At 46.7% G+C, this 23,800-nt stretch carries 21 protein-coding genes and 1 tRNA gene; 13 read left to right on the forward strand and 9 right to left on the reverse strand.

The annotated features are described in order from the left end of the window. Position 1 precedes the first annotated feature (1 nt). From pgaC to pgaA, 3 genes are read right to left on the reverse strand one after another with little or no spacing between them, the layout of a single operon-like run. Positions 2–1,327, reverse strand: a complete 1,326-nt coding sequence (pgaC, locus tag ACJHYO_RS08265) for a poly-beta-1,6-N-acetyl-D-glucosamine synthase (RefSeq protein ID WP_000610446.1) — start codon at positions 1,325–1,327, stop codon at positions 2–4. Further along, on the reverse strand, positions 1,320–3,338 hold the full coding sequence (gene pgaB, locus ACJHYO_RS08270) for a poly-beta-1,6-N-acetyl-D-glucosamine N-deacetylase PgaB (protein ID WP_001764411.1): 2,019 nt from the start codon (positions 3,336–3,338) through the stop codon (positions 1,320–1,322). The genes pgaC and pgaB overlap by 8 nt, the downstream gene beginning before the upstream one ends. 8 nt (positions 3,339–3,346) lie before the next feature. After that, a complete protein-coding gene (gene pgaA, locus ACJHYO_RS08275; RefSeq protein ID WP_000287440.1) occupies positions 3,347–5,770 on the reverse strand; it encodes a poly-beta-1,6 N-acetyl-D-glucosamine export porin PgaA in 2,424 nt (807 codons plus the stop codon). Positions 5,771–6,357: 587 nt separating this feature from the next. Between pgaA and ACJHYO_RS08280 the strand changes: the two genes are divergently transcribed. Beyond that, positions 6,358–7,725 carry a GGDEF domain-containing protein gene (locus ACJHYO_RS08280; protein WP_000409834.1) on the forward strand — a complete coding sequence of 456 codons (1,368 nt, stop codon included), beginning with the start codon at positions 6,358–6,360 and terminating at the stop codon, positions 7,723–7,725. 104 nt (positions 7,726–7,829) lie between these two features. On the opposite strand, the gene ACJHYO_RS08285 is transcribed toward ACJHYO_RS08280, so the two are convergent. After that, positions 7,830–7,917 (reverse strand) — tRNA-Ser (locus ACJHYO_RS08285). Between the two features lie 233 nt (positions 7,918–8,150). Between ACJHYO_RS08285 and ghrA the strand changes: the two genes are divergently transcribed. The 4 genes from ghrA to ACJHYO_RS08305 all read left to right on the forward strand — a co-directional run bounded on the left by ghrA (position 8,151) and on the right by ACJHYO_RS08305 (position 11,052). After that, on the forward strand, positions 8,151–9,089 hold the full coding sequence (gene ghrA / locus ACJHYO_RS08290; protein WP_000351287.1) for a glyoxylate/hydroxypyruvate reductase GhrA: 939 nt from the start codon (positions 8,151–8,153) through the stop codon (positions 9,087–9,089). Positions 9,090–9,143: 54 nt separating this feature from the next. Further along, positions 9,144–9,881: a zinc-binding phosphatase gene (gene ycdX, locus ACJHYO_RS08295; RefSeq protein WP_000283664.1), complete on the forward strand. Its 738-nt coding sequence runs from the start codon at positions 9,144–9,146 to the stop codon at positions 9,879–9,881. Between the two features lie 23 nt (positions 9,882–9,904). Next, positions 9,905–10,459: a molecular chaperone YcdY gene (gene ycdY, locus ACJHYO_RS08300; RefSeq protein WP_001001909.1), complete on the forward strand. Its 555-nt coding sequence runs from the start codon at positions 9,905–9,907 to the stop codon at positions 10,457–10,459. A gap of 101 nt (positions 10,460–10,560) precedes the next feature. Then, a complete protein-coding gene (locus tag ACJHYO_RS08305; protein WP_001309402.1) occupies positions 10,561–11,052 on the forward strand; it encodes a DUF1097 domain-containing protein in 492 nt (163 codons plus the stop codon). Between the two features lie 64 nt (positions 11,053–11,116). On the opposite strand, the gene csgG is transcribed toward ACJHYO_RS08305, so the two are convergent. Genes csgG through csgD form a run of 4 tightly spaced genes read right to left on the reverse strand, consistent with a single transcriptional unit; the run spans position 11,117 to position 13,462 of the window. Then, positions 11,117–11,950, reverse strand: a complete 834-nt coding sequence (gene csgG, locus ACJHYO_RS08310; RefSeq protein WP_001189332.1) for a curli production assembly/transport protein CsgG — start codon at positions 11,948–11,950, stop codon at positions 11,117–11,119. Positions 11,951–11,976: 26 nt separating this feature from the next. Next, a complete protein-coding gene (gene csgF, locus ACJHYO_RS08315) occupies positions 11,977–12,393 on the reverse strand; it encodes a curli production assembly/transport protein CsgF (protein ID WP_001264088.1) in 417 nt (138 codons plus the stop codon). A gap of 24 nt (positions 12,394–12,417) precedes the next feature. Next, on the reverse strand, positions 12,418–12,807 hold the full coding sequence (gene csgE / locus ACJHYO_RS08320; RefSeq protein WP_000833288.1) for a curli production assembly/transport protein CsgE: 390 nt from the start codon (positions 12,805–12,807) through the stop codon (positions 12,418–12,420). Between the two features lie 4 nt (positions 12,808–12,811). Continuing rightward, complete coding sequence (csgD, locus tag ACJHYO_RS08325; protein ID WP_000481500.1) at positions 12,812–13,462, reverse strand: biofilm master transcriptional regulator CsgD; 651 nt, start codon at positions 13,460–13,462, stop codon at positions 12,812–12,814. A gap of 752 nt (positions 13,463–14,214) precedes the next feature. On the opposite strand from csgD, the gene csgB reads away from it, so the two are divergent. From csgB to clsC, 6 genes are all read left to right on the forward strand, one after another. Beyond that, positions 14,215–14,670, forward strand: a complete 456-nt coding sequence (gene csgB, locus ACJHYO_RS08330; RefSeq protein ID WP_000791650.1) for a curli minor subunit CsgB — start codon at positions 14,215–14,217, stop codon at positions 14,668–14,670. 40 nt (positions 14,671–14,710) lie between these two features. Next, a complete protein-coding gene (csgA, locus tag ACJHYO_RS08335; RefSeq protein WP_000771429.1) occupies positions 14,711–15,169 on the forward strand; it encodes a curli major subunit CsgA in 459 nt (152 codons plus the stop codon). 58 nt (positions 15,170–15,227) lie between these two features. Beyond that, a complete protein-coding gene (gene csgC / locus ACJHYO_RS08340) occupies positions 15,228–15,560 on the forward strand; it encodes a curli assembly chaperone CsgC (protein WP_000992815.1) in 333 nt (110 codons plus the stop codon). Between the two features lie 120 nt (positions 15,561–15,680). Next, a complete protein-coding gene (locus tag ACJHYO_RS08345) occupies positions 15,681–15,992 on the forward strand; it encodes a type 1 fimbrial protein (protein ID WP_085455304.1) in 312 nt (103 codons plus the stop codon). A 94-nt stretch (positions 15,993–16,086) separates the two neighbouring features. After that, positions 16,087–16,620: an O-acetyl-ADP-ribose deacetylase gene (gene ymdB, locus ACJHYO_RS08350; RefSeq protein ID WP_000857405.1), complete on the forward strand. Its 534-nt coding sequence runs from the start codon at positions 16,087–16,089 to the stop codon at positions 16,618–16,620. Continuing rightward, positions 16,562–18,043, forward strand: a complete 1,482-nt coding sequence (gene clsC, locus ACJHYO_RS08355) for a cardiolipin synthase ClsC (RefSeq protein WP_139815366.1) — start codon at positions 16,562–16,564, stop codon at positions 18,041–18,043. Before ymdB ends, clsC begins: the two co-directional genes overlap by 59 nt. A gap of 7 nt (positions 18,044–18,050) precedes the next feature. On the opposite strand, the gene mdoC is transcribed toward clsC, so the two are convergent. Next, positions 18,051–19,208, reverse strand: coding sequence for a glucans biosynthesis protein MdoC (gene mdoC, locus ACJHYO_RS08360; RefSeq protein WP_001070350.1), 1,158 nt, complete (start codon positions 19,206–19,208; stop codon positions 18,051–18,053). 393 nt (positions 19,209–19,601) lie between these two features. Here mdoC and mdoG point away from each other — a divergent pair, with 393 nt between their 5' ends. Beyond that, a complete protein-coding gene (gene mdoG, locus ACJHYO_RS08365) occupies positions 19,602–21,137 on the forward strand; it encodes a glucans biosynthesis protein MdoG (RefSeq protein ID WP_001300662.1) in 1,536 nt (511 codons plus the stop codon). Then, on the forward strand, positions 21,130–23,673 hold the full coding sequence (mdoH, locus tag ACJHYO_RS08370) for a glucans biosynthesis glucosyltransferase MdoH (protein ID WP_001304473.1): 2,544 nt from the start codon (positions 21,130–21,132) through the stop codon (positions 23,671–23,673). The genes mdoG and mdoH overlap by 8 nt, the downstream gene beginning before the upstream one ends. The last annotated feature ends 127 nt before the right edge of the window (positions 23,674–23,800 follow it).

The raw sequence follows: 23,800 nt of genomic DNA on the forward strand, positions 1-23,800 counted from the left end.
ATTAACCTCTCAGAATCCCGCGATCGGGACTTACCCAACGGGCGCGTTGCTTTTTAGGCATCAACATGACTCGTGTAAATGATACCAATGTCGTTGCCAGACTCAGCATCCAGAAAATAACCGGGAACCAAATAATCCAGAAAAGCGATGAAGTCAGATTATGCTCATAGCGATTCTCGATCATCAGGCTGACAATAAATTGCAGTAAACATAACGTACACAATAATATTCCGGCAGTATGTGTCGCAGCGATATGTGTCAATTCAATATTTAACGGTACACCGGCAAGTTGGACTGCGTAAATAATGAAACCGACCAGGCAAGTGAAGGCCCATATTGTCGTCAGGCAGTATTCAAAAAACAGCGGCCACATTCGAAAGTTTTCTTTGCGCCACAACCTTGTCATATTTTTGAGGAATACTTCTGCACCGCCCTGAGCCCAGCGCAGGCGCTGTTTCCACAGCCCTTTTAACGTTTCAGGCATTAATATCCAGCACAGCGCCCGTGGCTCGTAAAAAATCGCCCACTGATTCAACTGCAGCTTCCAGCTAATATCAATATCTTCGGTGATCATATCGTCACTCCAGTAACCCACTTCTGCCAGGGCGCTGCGACGAAATGCGGCAATAACACCGGAAACGGTAAATACGTTTCCATAGATACGCTGGGTTCGCTTGATCAAACCAATAATTGAGGAATACTCGCCAACCTGAATTTTACCCACCAGGGTAGAACGTGTTCGAATACGAGGATTACCGGTTACGGCACCCACACGCGGGTTGTACAACATCGGTTCCACAATATATGCCGCCGCATCGCGGTCTAATAACGCATCGCCATCAATGCACACCAGATATTCACTTTTCGCCGCGGCAGCTCCGGTTTTAAGCGCAATGGCTTTCCCCTGGTTTTGCGCCAGATGAATGACCCGCAGGTGGGGAATTTGTGCAGCCATGCGATCCAGGATGGCACGGGTTTTGTCTGTTGAACCGTCATTTACGGCAATAACTTCAATGTTCTCATAACGCTGTGCTAAAGCGGCGTGTATGGTTTCCTCAACGTTTTTCTCCTCATTAAAACAGGGAATGATAATGGAGATAGACGGATTATCTTTCAACTGGGGGGCTGGTGCGTTTTCTCCCCACGGCCAGTGGCGTTCACGATAGACCCAGAAATAGACGCCGCCAACAATCCACATAATAGACATAAAAAACGGCCAGAAGAAAACGAACCTCATCATCAGTTCACCAGAGTGAAAGTACGCTACGCATAGGGGGATGCATAACACCAGACATAATATAAAAAACGATACGATGCGATTAATCATTTTTCGGATACCAGGCTGTTGAAAACTCAGGACGAATAACGTCTATTTCAGGTTGGTTATGCAGAAAATTGTCGGGATAATAACCATAGTTTTTCCCTCCATTCAGTTGTAATAGGCTCATCCAGTGAGCGAGTTGTTGCGAAGAAATAGCCTGATGCTGACCATTTTTCTGCCAGTTTTGTGCCTGTAATTCTAAAATAGATTTGTCTTTAGCCTGAGGGATGTTTTTAATTTGATTGGTCAATTGTATTAACCATTGGTCAGCCGATTTTTCTGCGACACCTTCCATATAAGGCATAGCCATAATAGCGGTCCAGTCATAGCTTTTTAGGAAATCAGCATAATTCTGTGCAAACCACGCTTCACTTTCAGGTTGTATTACCGGAAGTGCAAAAATATTTCGTGCAGTTTTAACATGTGGACCGCGAATGGCTTTTACGCGCGCACTAAGTTCTAAAGTGAAGTCAGTTAACGCACGACTTTTAAAGCGGGTCCACTGTTTAAATTGCTCCGGGTTTTGTCGAATTTCGCTCAGACTCCCGCTAAAGCCTGCTTGCTGATAAGCCGTGATAGCCGGTGCACTGGCATCTTCATAATCTGAAAGCAAAGCATCATCGTGGAACAATATGCCATCAAAAGCAGCATGTCCGGCAAGATCTTCATATAACATGCCAACTTGTGCTCTGACTCTGTCATCGAAAGGAGAGAGACGGCGATATTGTTCAGGATGAATTTGTGCTTTTTTCTCCCCAGTCGGTAAGTATTTTACTCGCGTTAATGTGGGATCTAAATCCCAGCTTAATACCGGCATCCACGCATAGATGTTTACACCTGAGCGGGTACGTAATTGCCAGGCAACCCGACTAAAAATATCTGCTTTCATTGGTAGCAAACGATTTGGAAACCAGACCTCTTTGACCAGCCCATCACCATCGGGATCAGCAAATGCCTGCAAATACACGGTTGATATTTGCATATCTTTCACCCGCTGAATTAGCACATCAATATTGCGATCCATTTGCTGGTGGTTTTCGTCATAAACGTAATCAAGATCGATATGCATTATCCGTTGTGGTGATTTTTCCTGTACGGTAATAATTTGCTGGGCAAACTCTTTTAATGAGGGATTATTGGCGATTAATACTCGCGGAATGGAATCCAATTGTGACGCATTTGCCAAACCTGATTCAAGGGTGAAGAACATGTCATAACCGAGTTTTTTTAATTCCTCTATCGCTATGCCATTCGCTTCGCCATAAGGCCAAACAAAAACGTGTGGATTTACCTTAGCCTTTGTACGCAGGTATTCCGTCATTTTTACAGCATCCAGACGAATTCTTTCCCGGTATTCTGCTGCGGTTTCATACCGTGCGTGGTCAGTAAAATATGCACGATTTACATATACAGGCAATAAGCTGCCGGTGGCATTAGCCTGAATACCGTAGTGAGAATTCCATGTATGAGAAGCGACCGCAACGAGCCGGGAACGCGCAACTTCTCGCACTTGTTGCCACGTGGCAAAATATTCTCGATCGACCATCTCATCGCCAAATTTTACTTGTTCATCCGCTGGCGTATCGACCCAACTGCCGACGGGGGCCCATACAGCAGGCCACTGGAAGGCCTGAAGAATTGGGAAGACGCGGGTATAAAAACTCTGGTAGCCGTCATCAAAAGTCAGCACTACTGCTTTTTCCGGTAGCGGTTTTCCTCCTCGATGTGCTTCACGAATTTGAGCAATACTGACCGGTTGATAACCGTTCTCGCGCAGCCAGGCAAATTGTTCACGCAGTGCTGATGTCCGCACTGACATAAAACGCTGGTCGGCAGCTTCGTCTTCAACGTTATGCCATGAAATCGCCACAAAACCATTATGCGGCCACGGTTGCTCGGCGAGTAAAGATTCGCGATCCTGTGGCGGTATAAATGATGTTCTTGACTGGCTAATGCACGCAGTGAGCATAATTATACTCACCAGCATCAGGATATATTTATTTCCATTACGTAACATATTTATCCTTAAAATCTGAATGTCATATCGAATTCAACGTATAAGTTGTGTTCTCTGTCACCGTCATAAGGTCGTTTTTCCCAGCGTAGCGTTGCGCCAGCATCAATCACGTCATTCCAGCTAATACGTTGCCCGTAGCCGAGTTGGGTGACGACATCCGTGCCATAATGTTTTTGCCAGGAGGCACCAACACCTGCGCTGAAGATTTGCTCCCAGCTATTTTCATAGCTTCGCCATAACAAATGACTTGCCTCAAATGCCGGAACAATATCGAACGTTTTTATAGGGTTGTAGTATGGAGTGTCGTGTTCTGTATTTTGTTCGTAATACAGATTGGGTAGGAAATCGACAATCAAATATGGTGAAGACCAGATGCGTTCCTGACCCTCAAGTGAGACTTCCTGACGCTGGTTACTGTCGGAAAAATCAGTGAAAGCCCAGGAGACACCGTACTTACGCCGCTCATTTTGATACCAGCGAACATAAGCCTGAGCACTGTTGCCTGTAACACCATTTTTCATTGCCCGTAATGGAACGCGGTGAGAGAGGCGTTCCAGTTGCGAACCAATACGCCAGTTATCATTAAAATCATACCAGCCAGACAGGCGCGCGCCGGGTTTATGCTCATGATTGAAAACGCGTTCAGCGTACTCCGCCTCGAGCCAGATATTACGTGACCGCCACTCAACACCCGCCAGCCAGTCGCGAACAATCCCTTTTCCTTCGCTAAATTGTCCATCGGCATAACCGAATCCAGCAAAACCGCGCCAGTTATCCTTCAGCGGTGGTGAATAAACGATGGTGGTTAAGTCGACATCATGTTTACCACTATCCGGGCCTTCGGCATCAATTCCTGTTGAACCAGCTATACGAAGCTCTGCAAGATTATGTACATCAACCGCACGTTTTAAACGTACAACGCCGGGATCTTGCGGTTCACGTTCGACAACATCGTGCGTTAAGACAGCTGCCTGCTGCCATTCTTGTAACGTTAATGCTGTCCATGCTTGTTCAACCTCCAGATTAATATTACGTGGCTCGATCACTTCTGCTTTTTTTAATTCATTTTCTGCTGCACGATGCCAACCGCGGGCTTGTAACACACTCGCGTAATCAATGCGCAGTCCCTGATTTCCTGGTGCGTTATAAGCAAGCTCTCTGGCTATCATTTCAGCCTGAGGAAGATCATTACTATATTTTGCTACGGTTGAGAGAAACGAATGCCCCTGTAACCAGGTATCATTCGGGATGCTCGTAGGCGTGCCCATTAACCGAAGGAAAGGCGGCGAAGTATTAATGGTATGTTGGGTGACAGTTAGCGCGCCGGGATAATTTTCACTCTCCAGGTGGCTGTAAAAGAGATCCGCAAGTTCTTCATCGGATAAATCCGGGGCAATGGTCTCCTTGTGATAAAAGAGCTCTGTCATTATTGACTGTGCTTTTTTTGGCTGCTGTTCTTTGAGATAAGCCGACGCAACCCAATATTGCGCCCAGGGCGGAATAATTTGCCTCGTATTTTTTAAACGCTGATAGTGAGAAATAACGTCTTTATAACGATCGCGAGTTAATAACGCGCCAAGATGATCAACCTGAATACGCTGGTACTGGGCAGTGCGGTCTGAGTTATCATGCCACAGAATTTCTAATGCAGCGTATTGGGCGAGGGCGCGATCGGCAATGGCATAACGTTCACTTTCACTGCGCGTAGGCATAAACGACAGTCTGACCAGTTCGGCATGAATATCAGCGCGAATATCTGGCGTTAAATTGGCATCGTCAATCGCGGCAGCAAGTTGATTATTCCGTAATGCCTGCACGTATTCTGTGGGATATTGTTGCGTTAAGGCATTTTCAGGTAATGACCCTGTCATCGCCCGTAATTCATCCTCATGCCGCCCCGCCAGTTTATAGATATAGGCTTCTGCGAGTAAATTAGCTTTGTCCGGTGCTCCAGAGTTAAGCTGCTTAAGTTTAACCAGCGCAGAATCATAGTGACCCGCATCTGCCAGGGTTAAAATTTGTCCCCGTTGATAATCCTTATTTTGCGACTCCAGAGAGAGTGCCTTTTGCCACAGTGTAAGCGAGTTTTGCCATTGTTGCAGGTTACGATAAGCGACGGCGACAGCTGCATAACCACGCGCTGGTAATTGCTGATGACGGTAGCGGTTGTAAACGGTAATAACCTGTTTATCTTGCCCGGCCCATAAGGCAATCTGTAACCAGTCAGCAATTTGGTTATTACTGAGTGCTGATTTTTGTGCAAACCATAACAAAGCTGGCTGAGTATTTCCCTTGCGAGCTTCGATAATTAATGCATCATAGGCGTTATTAACAGCACTCTTCGCCGCGGGACTCGCTGCTAAAAATGCGGCAGTAAGAAGTTTCAAAGCCCATTTGGTTTTCGGGCACCTTTTTCTGCTACTTGAATACATCCTGTATTACTCCATGTATTGCCAAAATCTCTCTCTATATCTAATTACAGGTAACTGAAAAGAAAGATATTTTTGCATCTCATAATCCGTTATTAAACGCGGAAGAGACACGTGAATTGTTGATGATGAGAAGAAGAAATGATGAGCAGATTGTCCATATAAAATCCTTTTCTCGCCCGAAAATCCATTCCAATGATGAGGATCTTCAGGAATACGGCATAAATCCCAATGCCTTTTTCAAAATAAATTAGGATTAAAATAATTAAATCAGTAAATTCCGATGCATAATTTCGGATTTTTCGAAAGTCCTGATGAAAGGCAGCGCTACTGCACTCACGAATTTAATTGTTATTCCTAATGTATCTATTAATTAATGCTTTATAATGATTTTATTATAATCCTTTATAAGTATTTGCAAGCCTGCCTTGCAGCAAAAAATATATAAAGCATTAAAGTGATAATAATTGCATTCTGCAACTATCATCATCGGTATTGTTTGTGGGTGGATTTTCATATTGACAACAGTACAGTTCTTATATCTATTAATAATAAAAAGGGATCTACAACCTACAGGTTGGTGTAGCTTTATGGAAAAAGACTATTTGGGAATTAGTAGTACTGTATTAGTGAGCTTATTGTTTGGGCTTGCATTGGTTTTGGTTAATAGTTGGTTCAATCAGCCAACCGTTGAGGAAGTTGTTCCACGATCAACCTATCTGATGGTTATGATTGCTTTATTTTTTATCGATACTGTTGCATTTATTTTTATGCAGTTGTATTTCATTTATGACCGTAGGCAATTTTCAAACTGTATACTTAGTTTGGCTTTTCTAAGTTGTTTGATTTACTTTATTAAAACCGTCATTATCATTCAGCAAATTATTGAGGGGCGTTTGACAAGCAGTGTTGTTCAAAATGACATTGCAATCTATTATTTGTTTCGTCAGATGAGTTTGTGCATATTAATATTTCTGGCATTGGTGAATAAAGTTAGTGAAAACACAAAACAGCGCAATTTATTTTCCAAAAAAATGACTTTGTGCATAAGTTTGTTTTTTGTTGTTGGGGGGCCGATAGTTGCTCACATACTTTCTAGTCATTATGAGAGCTACAATTTACACATTGCCGAGTTAACCAATGAAAATGATCAGGTGGTTTGGAAAACATCATATGTTACCATAATGATTTTCATGTGGTTAACCTTGCTTTCAGTTAATCTATACTTTAATGGTTTACGCTGTGATATCTGGAATGGAGTGACGGTGATTGCTTTTTGTGCCGTACTGTACAATGTCTCTCTTTTATTTATGAGCAGGTATAGCGTGTCCATTTGGTATATTAGTCGCACTATTGAAGTAGTCAGTAAGTTAACCGTTATGGTAATATTTATGTGCCATATATTCAGTGCGCTACGAGTAACAAAGGACATTGCACATCGCGATTCCTTAACCAATATATTTAACAGAAATTATTTTTTTAATGAACTGACAGTTCAATCAGCATCGGCCAAAAAAACGCCTTATTGCGTCATGATTATGGATATCGACCACTTCAAAAAAGTCAACGACACCTGGGGGCATCCGGTTGGCGATCAGGTGATAAAAACAGTGGTGAGTATCATTGGGAAAAGCATACGGCCAGATGACCTTTTTGCGCGCGTCGGCGGCGAAGAGTTTGGCGTCTTGCTGACGGACATCGATACTGAACGTGCGAAAGCTTTAGCGGAAAGGATTCGGGAAAATGTTGAGCGTTTAACTGGTGATAATCCTGAATACGCCATACCACAAAAAGTGACGATTAGTATTGGCGCTGTTGTAACGCAGAAAAATGAGTTAAACCCTAAGGAGATCTATCAACTGGCTGATAACGCACTTTACGAGGCGAAAGAGACCGGGCGTAATAAGGTGGTAGTAAAAGAGGCAGAAATTCTTATCAACCGCAAGGATGATGAATGAGTCTGTCGCTAGTTGTCGACCTCCGCCTGGGGCTTCTCATCCCCCCGGTCTATGCAATATACGAAAAAAAAGCTCGTACTTTCGTACGAGCTCTTCTTTAAATATGGCGGTGAGGGGGGGATTCGAACCCCCGATACGTTGCCGTATACACACTTTCCAGGCGTGCTCCTTCAGCCACTCGGACACCTCACCAAATTGTTGTTCCTGTCTTGCTGGAACGGGCGCTAATTTAGGGAAATCATGACCTGAGGTCAACAAACTTTTTTAAAAAATCGCGCGTTTATTCAAACTTCAATCAATATGCAGTTTTAATAAGCGAAATCTGCTTTTTTTGCCACCGACCACGGATTTGTTATGCTGGTGGCCTTTGTAGATCATAACGATAAGTGCGAATAAATTTTGCGCAACGCTTTTCGGGAGTCAGTATGGACATCATCTTTTATCACCCAACGTTCGATACCCAATGGTGGATTGAGGCACTGCGCAAAGCTATTCCTCAGGCAAGAGTCAGAGCATGGAAAAGCGGAGATAATGACTCTGCTGATTATGCTTTAGTCTGGCATCCTCCAGTTGAAATGCTGGCAGGGCGCGATCTTAAAGCGGTGTTCGCACTCGGGGCCGGTGTTGATTCTATTTTGAGCAAGCTACAGGCACACCCTGAAATGCTGAAGCCTTCTGTTCCACTTTTTCGCCTGGAAGATACCGGTATGGGCGAGCAAATGCAGGAATATGCTGTCAGTCAGGTGCTGCATTGGTTTCGACGTTTTGACGATTACCGCATCCAGCAAAATAGTTCGCATTGGCAACCGCTTCCTGAATATCATCGGGAAGATTTTACCATCGGCATTTTGGGCGCAGGCGTACTGGGCAGTAAAGTTGCACAGAGTCTGCAAACCTGGCGCTTCCCGCTGCGTTGCTGGAGTCGAACCCGTAAATCGTGGCCTGGCGTGCAAAGCTTTGCCGGACGAGAAGAACTGTCTGCATTTCTGAGCCAATGCCGGGTATTGATTAATCTGTTACCGAATACCCCTGAAACCGTCGGCATTATTAATCAACAATTAATCGAAAAATTACCGGATGGCGCGTATCTCCTCAACCTGGCGCGTGGTGTTCATGTCGTGGAAGATGACCTGCTCGCGGCGCTGGATAGCGGGAAAGTTAAAGGCGCAATGTTGGATGTTTTTAATCGTGAACCCTTACCGCCGGAAAGTCTGCTCTGGCAACATCCACGCGTGACGATAACACCACATGTCGCCGCGATTACCCGTCCAGCTGAAGCTGTGGAGTACATTTCTCGCACCATTGCCCAGCTCGAAAAAGGGGAGAGGCTCTGCGGGCAAGTCGACCGCGCACGCGGCTACTAATAAAGCATCTGGTTTCCTGCTATCCTTGGCGGGAATTGAATACAGGAGAGAGTTATGTATCCCGTCGACCTTCATATGCATACCGTTGCCAGCACGCATGCATATAGCACATTGAGTGATTACATTGCCCAGGCCAAACAAAAGGGCATTAAACTTTTTGCGATCACCGATCATGGCCCGGATATGGAAGATGCGCCGCATCACTGGCACTTCATTAACATGCGTATCTGGCCGCGAGTGGTTGATGGGGTTGGGATCCTACGCGGCATCGAAGCTAACATTAAAAATGTTGACGGTGAAATTGACTGCAGTGGCAAAATGTTTGATTCGCTGGATCTGATTATTGCCGGTTTTCATGAGCCGGTGTTTGCGCCGCATGACAAAGCGACCAATACGCAAGCGATGATCGCCACTATCGCCAGCGGCAATGTGCATATAATAAGCCATCCCGGAAATCCGAAATATGAAATAGATGTTAAAGCCGTTGCTGAAGCAGCCGCGAAACATCAGGTGGCGCTGGAAATCAATAATTCCTCTTTTTTACACTCACGTAAGGGAAGTGAAGACAATTGTCGTGCGGTAGCCGCAGCGGTACGTGACGCTGGAGGTTGGGTGGCATTAGGCTCGGATTCTCACACCGCGTTTACCATGGGTGAATTTGAAGAGTGTCTTAAAATCCTCGACGCGGTAGATTTTCCGCCAGAGCGCATTTTGAATGTTTCTCCGCGCCGCTTACTGAACTTCCTTGAATCTCGCGGTATGGCACCGATTGCGGAATTTGCAGACCTTTAATTACTAGTAATGGAAATATATTAATGAACGAGTTTTCTATCCTCTGTCGTGTGCTGGGTTCGCTCTATTACCGCCAACCGCAAGATCCTTTACTGGTGCCGCTGTTTACCCTGATTCGTGAGGGGAAACTGGCTGCGAACTGGCCACTGGAGCAGGATGAGTTACTGACGCGTTTACAGAAAAGCTGTGATATGGCGCAAGTCTCTGCCGATTACAATGCGTTGTTTATCGGCGATGAATGTGCTGTGCCGCCATATCGTAGCGCATGGGTTGAGGGCGCGACGGAAGCGGAAGTGCGCGCTTTTCTTTCCGAACGGGGGATGCCATTAGCGGATACGCCAGCCGATCACATCGGCACATTGCTGCTCGCGGCTTCCTGGCTGGAAGATCAGTCAACGGAAGATGAGAGCGAAGCACTGGAAACACTGTTCAGTGAGTATCTGTTACCCTGGTGTGGTGCGTTCCTTGGCAAAGTGGAGGCCCATGCAACTACGCCTTTCTGGCGCACCATGGCACCGCTAACCCGCGATGCTATTAGTGCAATGTGGGACGAGCTGGAAGAAGATTCTGAAGAGTAAATGTGATCTGCATCACTCATAACTGCAACAGATAATTTGTTGTTGCATAAAATGTGTGCTCGATCTCATTCATGGCCGCGTTTTCTGCTATCATGCGCGGCATGAACATACTTCTCTCTATTGCAATCACAACAGGCATTCTCTCCGGTATCTGGGGATGGGTGGCTGTTTCCCTGGGCTTACTAAGCTGGGCGGGCTTCCTGGGCTGTACGGCCTACTTTGCCTGCCCGCAAGGTGGGCTGAAAGGGCTGGCGATCTCCGCTGCAACCCTGCTTAGTGGCGTGGTGTGGGCGATGGTCATTATTTACGGTAGTGCACTGGCACCACATCTGGAAATTCTCGGTTATGTCATAACCGGTATTGTCGCGTTTCTGATGTGTATTCAGGCCAAACAGCTGCTGCTTTCATTTGTTCCGGGAACGTTTATAGGCGCATGCGCGACGTTTGCCGGGCAGGGTGACTGGAAACTGGTGTTACCTTCGCTGGCGCTCGGACTGGTATTTGGTTACGCAATGAAAAACAGCGGCCTGTGGCTGGCGGCGCGTAGTACGAAGACCGCTCACCGTGAGCAGCAAATCAAAAATAAAGCGTGAGGGGCACTCACGCTTTCGCTTAAACAGTAAAATGCCGGATTATTAATTCCGGCATTTTTATCTATCAGGATTCCGGTGGAACCGACATATGGCGGTATTTCACCAGAATGTCATTCTGCCGTTCTGCTTTGTTCTGCAAATCCCACAGACCACGGTCAATACCATCATTAATCAGGAAAATGACCCCTGTTTCGATAGCCGACATCAGGCACAGCATAACGGGTTCGTTCGAGGTGTAACCCACTTCCCCTTCCAGCAAGCGCTGGTAGTCAATAAAGCGGAAAACCCCGGCCTGAACTTCATAGGAAAGTATCGTCTTACTGGTGTTCACCGAGGAGAGGATCTCACCGGTACTCACATTGACGACACGCAGGTTCACGGCAATCTGATCGAGCTGGTATTGCGTGTCTGCACCGATCCCAAAATATCTTGCCCCAACACCGCCCGATTTAACGTTGCTTTCATAACCGATAATTGAACCTTCAACCATGATATTTGCCGCCGTTAAAGATTGCAGCGGGATTCGGTTATTAATGGCAACCGTGCCGTTTTCTTGTGCCGCACGAATAATCTTGCGCTCGTTAAGCAGGTTTTGTAAGCCCTGGCGCTCCAGCGGTATAAACCAGCGAGAATCTTTCAATGCCGTGACCAGCATTGCCGTGGCGCTTTGCGGAACAGCAGTGGAGAAGTTACTTGCCGGGTAGGGTTTAAATTGCCCGGTTTCGTCCTGAATGTTGTATACCGAAACAAAGATCTTACCCGTCGGCGCTGGCAGATGGGTCAAATCTTTGTAGCTCTGAGCACGAGGCATTAATGTCGGTCTGGCGGCTTCTTTAGGCGGGACGGTTAAGCATCCGCTCAGTAACATGACGGCAACCAAAAGAAATAAGCGCTGCATGATTATTTTCCTTATGAAGCTGGGGCTTAAAAATCGGTTGAGTTATTTTGTAAACCCGAAACCTGGATGGTCGAGGTTTGTCCGGTTTTACGATCTGTCACGTTCAACTGCAATTGACCATCGCGGTTAGCAATATCAACAATATAATCGTTGGTCACCATGCGGCCCGGTTTACCGGTATTAATATTCGACAGTAGCCCACCCAAAATTTGTGACTGGATGGCCTGAGTAAAGTTATCTAACGCCGAGGGCGTTTCAATACCAAAGTCATCGTTATAGCTCGGATCTTTATAAGAGTTTTGGGCCTGAGCGCTATTTAACAAAAAAGCGCCATTATTTGGGTTACCACCAAAGTTTGGATTACGGAACTGGAAAGTCATGGTTCCAGCCCAACTTAATGGCGAAATAAGCATGAGTAGAACTACTGCATGTTTGACACGCATTGCAGCCTCCGAACAATTTTTTATTTAAAATTCATCATGCGCCAAATCGCCCGTACTTAATAACGCCTGGTTTATCTGGCGACGATTTAGTGCTTCTTCAGTTTGAATCAGTGCAAAGACGACAGTTTTCTCGAAGTCTCTTTTCAACGGAAATAAAAAAGTCTGGAAAATAACGTCCTGATTCACCGTTATTGTGATCCAGCTTCCCCATCGTGCACTGGGCCTTTCATTAATCGTTAAGTTACCCGTATAGTCACTTTCCCATTTATCACTAAAGGCTCGGTAAAAATCATGGCCAATAGATGAAACAGTATGGTCAGTTAACAATCCCGGGACTTCTACCTCAACGGCGTGAAGATTCCCTGCGGCGAACAGAAATTCTGCCGCCACAATCCAGCGTAAATAACGTTTCATGTCTTTATCGCCTGAGGTTATCGTTTGCCCAGGAAACCGCTTGTGTCCGGTTTTTTACGGCTATCTTCTTGAAAAGATTATAAAGATGCGTTTTAACCGTATTTTCGCTGATGAACAACGAACGAGCGATCTCGTTATTAGACGCGCCGATACGCAGCTTATTCAGGATCTCTTTTTCCCGATGAGTAAGGAGGGCTGATTCCGTGCTGTTATAACGATAGTTACCTGAATGCGTAATCAGGTAACTGGCAAGCTTTTGCGTAAAGTAGCATTCGCCGCGCAGGACGCCTTGCAACCCATTGACAACACGTTCTTGATCCTCCATGGCATAAAAAACGCCGTTGATATGAGGCCAGTTTTCAATGTCGCGGTACGGGTAATCTTCAGGCGTATTTAGCAACAATATTTTGATATTGTTGTTTTTCCTGCTCAAAGTATCCTGCCAATAATGGATAAGCTTTTTATCCGCTTCCATCATATCCAGAAGAATAATAGAGCCTGAAGATATATCGTCCAGAGAACGTTGAATATTATGTAATTTTCCTGTAATTGCCAGCGATTGTTTAAGGTGCTGCAAGAGAGCTGTCGCCTGCAAAGAAGGTTTAGTGATCAACAATAATGTATGACCATGAATACTATGGACTTCATTAAACATGATGAAACCCCGCTTTTTTTATTGATCGCACACCTGACAGCTGCCTCTAAAATAGAAGCACCAGAAGTACTGACAGATGTTGCACTGCTGTGTGTAGTAATAAATCAGCCCTAAATGGGTAAAATATAAAACTAATGGATTACATCTGATTTCAATCTAGCCATTACAAATCTTAAATCAAGTGTTAAACATGTAACTAAATGTAACTCGTTATATTAAAATGTTAACCTTAAGGTTTTATTAAGTTTATAAATGATAGAAAAGTTGTACATTTGGTTTTTATTGCACAATTTTAAAAAATCATACAAATGGTGCTAACTTACTAATAATGCATATAAAAAATATTTCGCTGTAGTCCTTTCGTCATGAAAAACGTTCTTGTTTTTTCTCCATACCACCGTGGACAATTTTTTACTGCAAAAAGACGAGGTTTGTCACGGCTTGTGCGCAAGACATATCGCAGCAATCAGCGACGGGCAAGAAGAATGACTGTCTGGTGATTTTTGATAGCGGAAAACGGAGATTTAAAAGAAAACAAAATATTTTTGCGTAGATAACAGCGTATTTACGTGGGTTTTAATACTTTGGTATGAACAAAAAAAGAAAAATACAACGTGCGGGTGAGTTATTAAAAATATTTCCGCAGACATACTTTCCATCGTAACGCAGCGTTAACAAAATACAGGTTGCGTTAACAACCAAGTTGAAATGATTTAATTTCTTAAATGTACGACCAGGTCCAGGGTGACAACATGAAAAACAAATTGTTATTTATGATGTTAACAATACTGGGTGCGCCTGGGATTGCAGCCGCAGCAGGTTATGATTTAGCTAATTCAGAATATAACTTTGCGGTAAATGAATTGAGTAAGTCTTCATTTAATCAGGCAGCCATAATTGGTCAAGCTGGGACTAATAATAGTGCTCAGTTACGGCAGGGAGGCTCAAAACTTTTGGCGGTTGTTGCGCAAGAAGGTAGTAGCAACCGGGCAAAGATTGATCAGACAGGAGATTATAACCTTGCATATATTGATCAGGCGGGCAGTGCCAACGATGCCAGTATTTCGCAAGGTGCTTATGGTAATACTGCGATGATTATCCAGAAAGGTTCTGGTAATAAAGCAAATATTACACAGTATGGTACTCAAAAAACGGCAATTGTAGTGCAGAGACAGTCGCAAATGGCTATTCGCGTGACACAACGTTAATTTCCATTCGACTTTTAAATCAATCCGATGGGGGTTTTACATGAAACTTTTAAAAGTAGCAGCAATTGCAGCAATCGTATTCTCTGGTAGCGCTCTGGCAGGTGTTGTTCCTCAGTACGGCGGCGGCGGTGGCAACCACGGTGGTGGCGGTAATAACAGCGGCCCGAATTCAGAGCTGAATATTTACCAGTACGGTGGCGGTAACTCTGCTCTTGCTCTGCAAGCTGACGCCCGTAACTCTGATCTGACCATTACCCAGCACGGCGGCGGTAATGGCGCAGATGTGGGCCAAGGTTCTGATGACAGCTCAATCGATCTGACTCAGCGTGGTTTCGGCAACAGCGCTACTCTTGATCAGTGGAATGGTAAAGATTCTACTATGACTGTTAAACAGTTCGGTGGCGGTAACGGTGCTGCTGTTGACCAGACTGCATCTAACTCCAGCGTTAACGTCACTCAGGTTGGCTTTGGTAACAACGCGACCGCTCATCAGTACTAATACATCATCAGTATGAAAGAAACAGGGCGCAAGCCCTGTTTTTTTTCGGGAGAAGAATATGAATGCGTTATTACTCCTTGCGGCACTTTCCAGTCAGATAACCTTTAATACGACCCAGCAAGGGGATATGTACACCATTATTCCTGAAGTCACTCTTACTCAATCTTGTCTGTGCAGAGTACAAATATTGTCCCTGCGCGAAGGCAGTTCAGGGCAAAGTCAGACGAAGCAAGAAAAGACCCTTTCATTGCCTGCTAATCAACTCATTGCTTTGACGAAGTTGAGTTTAAATATTTCCCCGGACGATCGGGTGAAAATAGTTGTTACTGTTTCTGATGGACAGTCACTTCATTTATCACAACAATGGCCGCCCTCTTCAGAAAAGTCTTAATTTGTTGAAATATCGAGCATAAGATGAATCTGGAGAGAATGGTCTGCTGCGGATCAGCCAACCTGAAAGTATGGATAACACAACCCTCAAGGATGACTAATCATTGAGGAAATAGAATAAATGTTCAGACCTTTTTTAGACTCTCTAATGCTCGGCAGTATGTTTTTTCCTTTTATTGCCATCGCAGGAAGCACCGCGCAAGGGGGCGTGATCCACTTTAATGGCCAAATTGTGGAACCGGCATGTGACGTCAGCACCCAGTCAACACCCGTAGAAATGAACTGCCCGCAGAATGGCTCTGTTCCGGGCAGAACCTATTCCAGCAAAGCGTTAATGAGCGGCAATGTTAAAAACGCGCAAATAGCCTCAGTAAAAGTGCAGTATCTTGATAAACAGAAAAAGCTGGCTGTAATGAACATCGAATATAACTAAGTTTCTGAACAACTCACGTTGCTGAGCAGAAAAATGCGATTTAACCAAAAAGCCTGCTGTACACTTAAGAAACAAGAAGGTGTAAGGAGGCGTTATGAAAACGCGTATTCATGTTGTGCAGGGTGATATTACCAAACTGGCCGTTGATGTGATTGTGAATGCGGCTAATCCGTCATTAATGGGAGGCGGCGGCGTCGATGGGGCCATTCATCGCGCAGCGGGTCCGGCCCTGCTGGATGCCTGTTTAAAAGTCAGGCAGCAGCAGGGCGATTGCCCTACGGGGCATGCCGTTATTACGCTTGCAGGCGATCTTCCCGCGAAAGCCGTAGTGCACACCGTCGGGCCAGTCTGGCGTGGTGGTGAACAAAACGAAGACCAGCTTTTGCAGGATGCCTATCTCAATAGCCTGCGACTGGTGGCAGCAAACAGCTATACGTCAGTGGCTTTTCCTGCAATCAGTACTGGAGTTTATGGTTACCCTCGTGCGGCAGCGGCTGAAATCGCAGTAAAAACCGTTTCAGAATTTATTACCCGTCACGCTTTACCCGAACAGGTATACTTTGTCTGTTATGATGAAGAAAACGCCCACCTCTACGAAAGACTCCTTACTCAACAAGGAGATGAATGATTTGCCCCGGCTGGCGAGCGCGGTGCTGCCACTGTGTTCGCAACATCCCGGTCAGTGTGGCCTTTTTCCTCTGGAGAAAAGTCTGGATGCGTTTGCCGCCCGGTATCGTCTGGCCGAAATGGCAGAGCATACGCTGGATGTTCAGTATTACATCTGGCAGGACGATATGTCGGGTCGGTTACTCTTTTCCGCCCTGTTAGCCGCAGCAAAGCGTGGCGTTCGCGTCCGTTTGTTGCTGGACGACAACAATACGCCCGGACTTGATAACATTTTACGCTTGCTTGACAGCCATCCACGCATTGAAGTCCGGCTTTTTAATCCTTTCTCGTTTCGCTTGCTACGTCCGCTTGGTTATATCACCGACTTTTCCCGTCTCAATCGCCGTATGCACAATAAAAGTTTCACTGTCGATGGCGTGGTGACGCTGGTGGGAGGACGAAATATTGGTGATGCCTATTTTGGTGCAGGGGAAGAGCCACTTTTTTCGGATTTAGATGTCATGGCAATAGGACCCGTGGTAGAGGACGTTGCCGATGATTTCGCCCGCTATTGGTATTGCAAATCGGTTTCCCCCTTACAGCAGGTGCTGGATGTCCCGGAAGGTGAAATGGCGGATCGCATCGAGTTACCGGCATCCTGGCATGACGATGCCATGACGCATCGTTATTTACGCAAAATGGAATCCAGTCCGTTTATAAATCATCTGGTTGATGGAACGTTGTCGCTTATCTGGGCGAAAACACGTTTATTAAGTGATGATCCGGCGAAAGGGGAGGGCAAGGCAAAACGGCATTCACTGTTACCGCAGCGCCTGTTCGATATCATGGGCTCACCCAGTGAACGCATCGATATTATCTCTTCCTATTTTGTACCGACACGTGCAGGTGTGGCGCAACTCTTACGGATGGTGAGAAAAGGGGTAAAGATTGCGATCCTAACCAATTCTCTTGCCGCTAACGATGTTGCTGTCGTCCATGCAGGATACGCGCGCTGGCGCAAAAAATTGCTCCGCTATGGGGTGGAATTATATGAACTCAAGCCGACGCGTGAACAAAGTAGTACGTTACACGATCGCGGCATAACCGGTAATTCAGGGGCCAGCCTGCATGCTAAAACCTTTAGTATCGATGGTAAAACGGTGTTTATCGGCTCTTTCAATTTCGATCCGCGTTCAACGTTGCTCAATACTGAAATGGGCTTCGTGATAGAGAGCGAAACGCTGGCACAGTTAATTGATAAACGCTTTATTCAGAGCCAGTATGATGCGGCCTGGCAGCTCCGTCTGGACAGGTGGGGACGGATCAACTGGGTTGATCGTCATTCAAAGAAAGAGATTATTCTGAAAAAAGAACCCGCCACCAGTTTCTGGAAGCGGGTTATGGTCAAACTGGCGTCGATATTGCCCGTGGAATGGTTATTGTAAACGCGGCTTAACGGGCTGGTGCTTTATCGTTCTCACGCTTAACAACCGGTTTACCAGAGAACAAAAACTTCAATAATGGGATGCGTAAATGAATTTCATACAGAATTATCGCAATCCCTACTACGAATATCAGGCCACAGAGAAAACCAAGCCAGTTGGAGGTGATGTGTGGTGTAATGTATGCGCCGAAAAACAGCGTTAACGGGTGGTGAACCAGATAGATAAACAGCGATGCGTTAACAAAATAAGTCACCCGCGCTGACTGGAAGTTAAGCAAACGGTGGCCAAAGGAGAAGACCACATTCACCATCCACAGACCGAGGACCATAGTGATCACCGACTCGGTTTCATACATCCAGGCATCGCCACTGCCATAGCGCTGGTTGAGTAAATAAGCGACAAACGCCAATGCTGCTGCAAGGGTACAGCCACGAGACGGCGTGGTAAACAAGGCTTTAAGATGAGGGAAAATGAAAGCCAGTGCGCCGAGGATAAAGAACGGCAAATAAAATAACGTTTGCATGACAATAAAATTGAACATGCCGTTACTCAGAATGGGTGGATACACAATAAAAATCGTTCTTCTTATTACCGCATAACCGATGCCGAGGCACAAAAAAATCACCGATAATTTTACCATCGAGAATTTTTTATTCGTTTTATCAGAATTTTCTAAATTATTTCTGATGCGTTTAAATATCCATACGCACAGCGTCGTCATGACCACTAACACCAGTAAAAACCACAGGTGTGATATTAATTCCCAGGCCAACGTATTATATTTGTCATACAATGACAGCCCAGGCCAACTTTCCGCTTTCCCTTTGACGTATTGCAGCATAATAAATTGCGGCAATGTCAGTAAGGGGATGGCTGTTAACATCGGGATCCCTACACGTTCGACACGTACTTTCCACCATTTTTTCAAGGGATAGCGTAAAAAAAGCATGTAGGAAAAGTACCCGGATATAACGAAAAACACCTGCATGCGGAACGAGTGGATGAAGTCATTAAAAAGGGTCAGCCACAATGACGGTTCGGCGCTATTCACATGCCATGTATGGCTCGAATAGATTAAAGAAATATGAAAAGGGATCCCTAACAACATCAGCCAGGCGCGGATGGAGTCGAGGAAATATTCACGTTGCGCGGGTACTGGATTCATATATGGTTAACTAATCTCGGATTTTTCGTCTTATCCCTGTCGGGTTATGCCTTTAGGCTTGTTGCCATAGCGACACCGACCTGACCGCGCTAGGCGCAGGCTTCAAGGTTTTTATGCATAGCATCATCGCTACCACTAACCAGAATGGAAGCGTCAGTAAGACGGTTGATAAATAAATTTGCTGGCAAACCCTACACGAAGTCGATGCTTCTGTCTTTAGGAGAAGCACGGAAAGTGAAAACGGTTGCAATCAGGTGCTTAATCCATGAGCCAGTGTGCTGAACGATACCGGGATTCTGTTGTCGGAATGGCTGGTTATCCATTAAAATAGATCGGATCGATATAAGCACACAAAGGGGGAAGTGCTTACTAATTATGAAACATAAACTACAAATGATGAAAATGCGTTGGTTGAGTGCTGCAGTAATGTTAACCCTGTATACATCTTCAAGCTGGGCTTTCAGTATTGATGATGTCGCAAAGCAAGCTCAATCCTTAGCCGGGAAAGGCTATGAGGCGCCCAAAAGCAACTTGCCCTCCGTTTTCCGCGATATGAAATACGCGGACTATCAGCAGATCCAGTTTAATCATGACAAAGCGTACTGGAACAATCTGAAGACCCCATTCAAACTCGAGTTCTACCATCAGGGTATGTACTTCGATACCCCGGTCAAAATAAATGAAGTGACTGCCACCGCAGTCAAACGAATCAAATACAGCCCAGATTATTTCACTTTCGGCGATGTTCAGCATGACAAAGACACGGTAAAAGACCTTGGTTTTGCCGGTTTCAAAGTGCTTTACCCGATCAACAGCAAAGATAAAAACGATGAAATCGTCAGCATGCTCGGGGCCAGCTATTTCCGCGTGATTGGTGCAGGTCAGGTTTATGGCCTTTCTGCACGCGGCCTGGCAATTGATACCGCCTTGCCATCGGGTGAAGAATTTCCACGCTTCAAAGAGTTCTGGATCGAGCGTCCAAAACCGACTGATAAACGTTTAACCATTTATGCATTGCTTGACTCGCCGCGCGCGACAGGTGCTTACAAATTCGTAGTTATGCCAGGACGTGACACGGTTGTGGATGTGCAGTCGAAAATCTATCTGCGCGATAAAGTCGGCAAACTGGGGGTTGCACCGTTAACCAGTATGTTCCTGTTTGGGCCGAACCAACCGTCGCCTGCAAATAACTATCGTCCGGAGTTGCACGACTCTAACGGTCTGTCTATCCATGCTGGTAATGGCGAATGGATCTGGCGTCCGTTGAATAACCCGAAACATTTAGCGGTCAGCAGCTTCTCGATGGAAAACCCGCAAGGCTTCGGTCTATTGCAGCGTGGTCGTGATTTCTCCCGCTTTGAAGATCTCGATGATCGTTACGATCTTCGTCCAAGCGCATGGGTGACTCCGAAAGGGGAGTGGGGCAAAGGCAGCGTTGAGCTGGTGGAAATTCCAACCAACGATGAAACCAACGATAACATCGTCGCTTACTGGACGCCGGATCAGTTGCCGGAGCCGGGTAAAGAGATGAACTTTAAATACACCATCACCTTCAGCCGTGATGAAGACAAACTGCATGCGCCAGATAACGCATGGGTGCAACAAACGCGTCGTTCAACGGGGGATGTGAAGCAGTCGAACCTGATTCGCCAGCCTGACGGTACTATCGCCTTTGTGGTCGATTTTACCGGCGCTGAGATGAAAAAACTGCCAGAGGATACCCCGGTCACAGCGCAAACCAGCATTGGTGATAATGGTGAGATAGTTGAAAGCACGGTGCGCTATAACCCGGTTACCAAAGGTTGGCGTCTGGTGATGCGTGTGAAAGTGAAAGATGCCAAGAAAACCACTGAAATGCGTGCTGCGCTGGTGAATGCCGATCAGACGTTGAGTGAAACCTGGAGCTACCAGTTACCTGCCAATGAATAAGACAACTGAGTACATTGACGCAATGCCCATCGCCGCAAGCGAGAAAGCGGCATTGCCGAAGACTGATATCCGCGCCGTTCATCAGGCGCTGGATGCCGAACACCGCACCTGGGCGCGGGAGGATGACTCCCCGCAAGGCTCGGTAAAGGCGCGTCTGGAACAAGCCTGGCCAGATTCACTTGCTGATGGACAGTTAATCAAAGACGACGAAGGGCGCGATCAGCTAAAGGCGATGCCAGAAGCAAAACGCTCCTCGATGTTTCCCGACCCGTGGCGTACCAACCCGGTAGGCCGTTTCTGGGATCGCCTGCGTGGACGCGATGTGACGCCGCGCTATCTGGCTCGTTTGACCAAAGAAGAGCAGGAGAGCGAGCAAAAGTGGCGTACTGTCGGTACCATCCGCCGTTACATTCTGTTGATCCTGACGCTCGCGCAAACTGTTGTCGCGACCTGGTATATGAAGACCATTCTTCCTTATCAGGGGTGGGCGCTGATTAATCCTATGGATATGGTTGGTCAGGATGTGTGGGTTTCCTTTATGCAGCTTCTGCCTTATATGCTGCAAACCGGTATCCTGATCCTCTTTGCGGTACTGTTCTGTTGGGTGTCCGCCGGATTCTGGACGGCGTTGATGGGCTTCCTGCAACTGCTTATTGGTCGCGATAAATACAGTATATCTGCGTCAACAGTTGGCGATGAACCATTAAACCCGGAGCATCGCACGGCGTTGATCATGCCTATCTGTAACGAAGACGTGAACCGTGTTTTTGCTGGCTTGCGTGCAACGTGGGAATCAGTAAAAGCCACCGGGAATGCCAAACACTTTGATGTCTACATTCTGAGTGACAGTTATAACCCGGATATCTGCGTCGCAGAGCAAAAAGCCTGGATGGAGCTTATCGCTGAAGTCGGTGGCGAAGGTCAGATTTTCTATCGCCGCCGCCGCCGTCGCGTGAAGCGTAAAAGCGGTAATATCGATGACTTCTGCCGTCGTTGGGGCAGCCAGTACAGCTACATGGTGGTGCTGGATGCTGACTCGGTAATGACCGGTGATTGTTTGTGCGGCCTGGTGCGCCTGATGGAAGCCAACCCGAACGCCGGGATCATTCAGTCGTCACCGAAAGCGTCCGGCATGGATACGCTGTATGCGCGCTGCCAGCAGTTCGCGACCCGCGTGTATGGGCCACTGTTTACAGCCGGTTTGCACTTCTGGCAACTTGGCGAGTCGCACTACTGGGGGCATAACGCGATTATCCGCGTGAAACCGTTTATCGAGCACTGTGCACTGGCTCCGCTGCCGGGCGAAGGTTCTTTTGCCGGTTCAATCCTGTCACATGACTTCGTGGAAGCGGCGTTGATGCGCCGTGCAGGTTGGGGGGTCTGGATTGCTTACGATCTCCCGGGTTCTTATGAAGAATTGCCGCCTAACTTGCTTGATGAGCTAAAACGTGACCGCCGCTGGTGCCACGGTAACCTGATGAACTTCCGTCTGTTCCTGGTGAAGGGTATGCACCCGGTTCACCGTGCGGTGTTCCTGACGGGCGTGATGTCTTATCTCTCCGCTCCGCTGTGGTTTATGTTCCTCGCGCTCTCTACTGCATTGCAGGTAGTACATGCGTTGACCGAACCGCAATACTTCCTGCAACCACGGCAGTTGTTCCCGGTATGGCCGCAGTGGCGTCCTGAGCTGGCGATTGCACTTTTTGCTTCGACCATGGTGCTGTTGTTCCTGCCGAAGCTATTGAGCATTTTGCTTATCTGGTGCAAAGGAACGAAAGAATACGGCGGCTTCTGGCGCGTTACATTATCGTTGCTGCTGGAAGTGCTGTTTTCCGTGCTGCTGGCTCCGGTTCGCATGTTGTTCCATACGGTCTTCGTCGTCAGCGCGTTCCTTGGCTGGGAAGTAGTGTGGAATTCGCCGCAGCGTGATGATGACTCCACTTCCTGGGGGGAAGCGTTCAAACGCCACGGCTCACAGCTGCTGTTAGGGTTAGTGTGGGCTGTTGGGATGGCGTGGCTGGATCTGCGTTTTCTGTTCTGGCTGGCACCGATTGTCTTCTCGTTGATCCTGTCACCGTTTGTTTCGGTGATTTCCAGCCGTGCCACCGTTGGTCTGCGAACCAAACGCTGGAAACTGTTCCTGATCCCGGAAGAGTATTCACCGCCGCAGGTGCTGGTTGATACCGATCGGTTCCTTGAGATGAATCGTCAACGCTCCCTTGATGATGGTTTTATGCACGCGGTGTTTAACCCGTCATTTAACGCTCTGGCAACCGCAATGGCGACCGCGCGTCACCGCGCCAGCAAGGTGCTGGAAATCGCCCGTGACCGCCACGTTGAACAGGCGCTGAACGAGACGCCAGAGAAGCTGAATCGCGATCGTCGCCTGGTGCTGCTAAGCGATCCGGTGACGATGGCCCGTCTGCATTTCCGCGTCTGGAATTCCCCGGAGAGATATTCCTCATGGGTGAGTTATTACGAAGGGATAAAGCTCAATCCACTGGCATTACGTAAACCGGATGCGGCTTCGCAATAAAAACGTAGTTGCCTGATGCGCTACGCTTATCAGGCCTACATCGTTCCTGCAATTTATTGATTTTGCAAGATTTTGTAGGTCGGGTAAAGCGTTCACGCCGCATTCGGCAAAAACAACGAGCCAATAA

The sequence above is a fragment of the Escherichia sp. WS1118 genome, assembly GCF_046487695.1.
Taxonomy (GTDB): Bacteria; Pseudomonadota; Gammaproteobacteria; order Enterobacterales; family Enterobacteriaceae; genus Escherichia; species Escherichia coli.

Bases quoted from the DNA above. Each gene is read 5' to 3' on its own strand.
- ghrA (WP_000351287.1), top strand. From the start codon at position 8,151: ATGGACATCATCTTTTATCACCCAACGTTCGATACCCAATGGTGGATT.
- csgE (WP_000833288.1), bottom strand. From the start codon at position 12,807: ATGAAACGTTATTTACGCTGGATTGTGGCGGCAGAATTTCTGTTCGCC.
- pgaA (WP_000287440.1), bottom strand. From the start codon at position 5,770: ATGTATTCAAGTAGCAGAAAAAGGTGCCCGAAAACCAAATGGGCTTTG.
- csgD (WP_000481500.1), bottom strand. From the start codon at position 13,462: ATGTTTAATGAAGTCCATAGTATTCATGGTCATACATTATTGTTGATC.
- clsC (WP_139815366.1), top strand. From the start codon at position 16,562: ATGATGAAGAAAACGCCCACCTCTACGAAAGACTCCTTACTCAACAAG.
- ACJHYO_RS08305 (WP_001309402.1), top strand. From the start codon at position 10,561: ATGAACATACTTCTCTCTATTGCAATCACAACAGGCATTCTCTCCGGT.
- csgC (WP_000992815.1), top strand. From the start codon at position 15,228: ATGAATGCGTTATTACTCCTTGCGGCACTTTCCAGTCAGATAACCTTT.
- csgB (WP_000791650.1), top strand. From the start codon at position 14,215: ATGAAAAACAAATTGTTATTTATGATGTTAACAATACTGGGTGCGCCT.
- ycdY (WP_001001909.1), top strand. From the start codon at position 9,905: ATGAACGAGTTTTCTATCCTCTGTCGTGTGCTGGGTTCGCTCTATTAC.
- pgaC (WP_000610446.1), bottom strand. From the start codon at position 1,327: ATGATTAATCGCATCGTATCGTTTTTTATATTATGTCTGGTGTTATGC.
- mdoC (WP_001070350.1), bottom strand. From the start codon at position 19,208: ATGAATCCAGTACCCGCGCAACGTGAATATTTCCTCGACTCCATCCGC.
- mdoG (WP_001300662.1), top strand. From the start codon at position 19,602: ATGATGAAAATGCGTTGGTTGAGTGCTGCAGTAATGTTAACCCTGTAT.
- csgF (WP_001264088.1), bottom strand. From the start codon at position 12,393: ATGCGTGTCAAACATGCAGTAGTTCTACTCATGCTTATTTCGCCATTA.
- csgG (WP_001189332.1), bottom strand. From the start codon at position 11,950: ATGCAGCGCTTATTTCTTTTGGTTGCCGTCATGTTACTGAGCGGATGC.
- ycdX (WP_000283664.1), top strand. From the start codon at position 9,144: ATGTATCCCGTCGACCTTCATATGCATACCGTTGCCAGCACGCATGCA.
- ACJHYO_RS08345 (WP_085455304.1), top strand. From the start codon at position 15,681: ATGTTCAGACCTTTTTTAGACTCTCTAATGCTCGGCAGTATGTTTTTT.
- mdoH (WP_001304473.1), top strand. From the start codon at position 21,130: ATGAATAAGACAACTGAGTACATTGACGCAATGCCCATCGCCGCAAGC.
- pgaB (WP_001764411.1), bottom strand. From the start codon at position 3,338: ATGTTACGTAATGGAAATAAATATATCCTGATGCTGGTGAGTATAATT.
- ymdB (WP_000857405.1), top strand. From the start codon at position 16,087: ATGAAAACGCGTATTCATGTTGTGCAGGGTGATATTACCAAACTGGCC.
- csgA (WP_000771429.1), top strand. From the start codon at position 14,711: ATGAAACTTTTAAAAGTAGCAGCAATTGCAGCAATCGTATTCTCTGGT.
- ACJHYO_RS08280 (WP_000409834.1), top strand. From the start codon at position 6,358: ATGGAAAAAGACTATTTGGGAATTAGTAGTACTGTATTAGTGAGCTTA.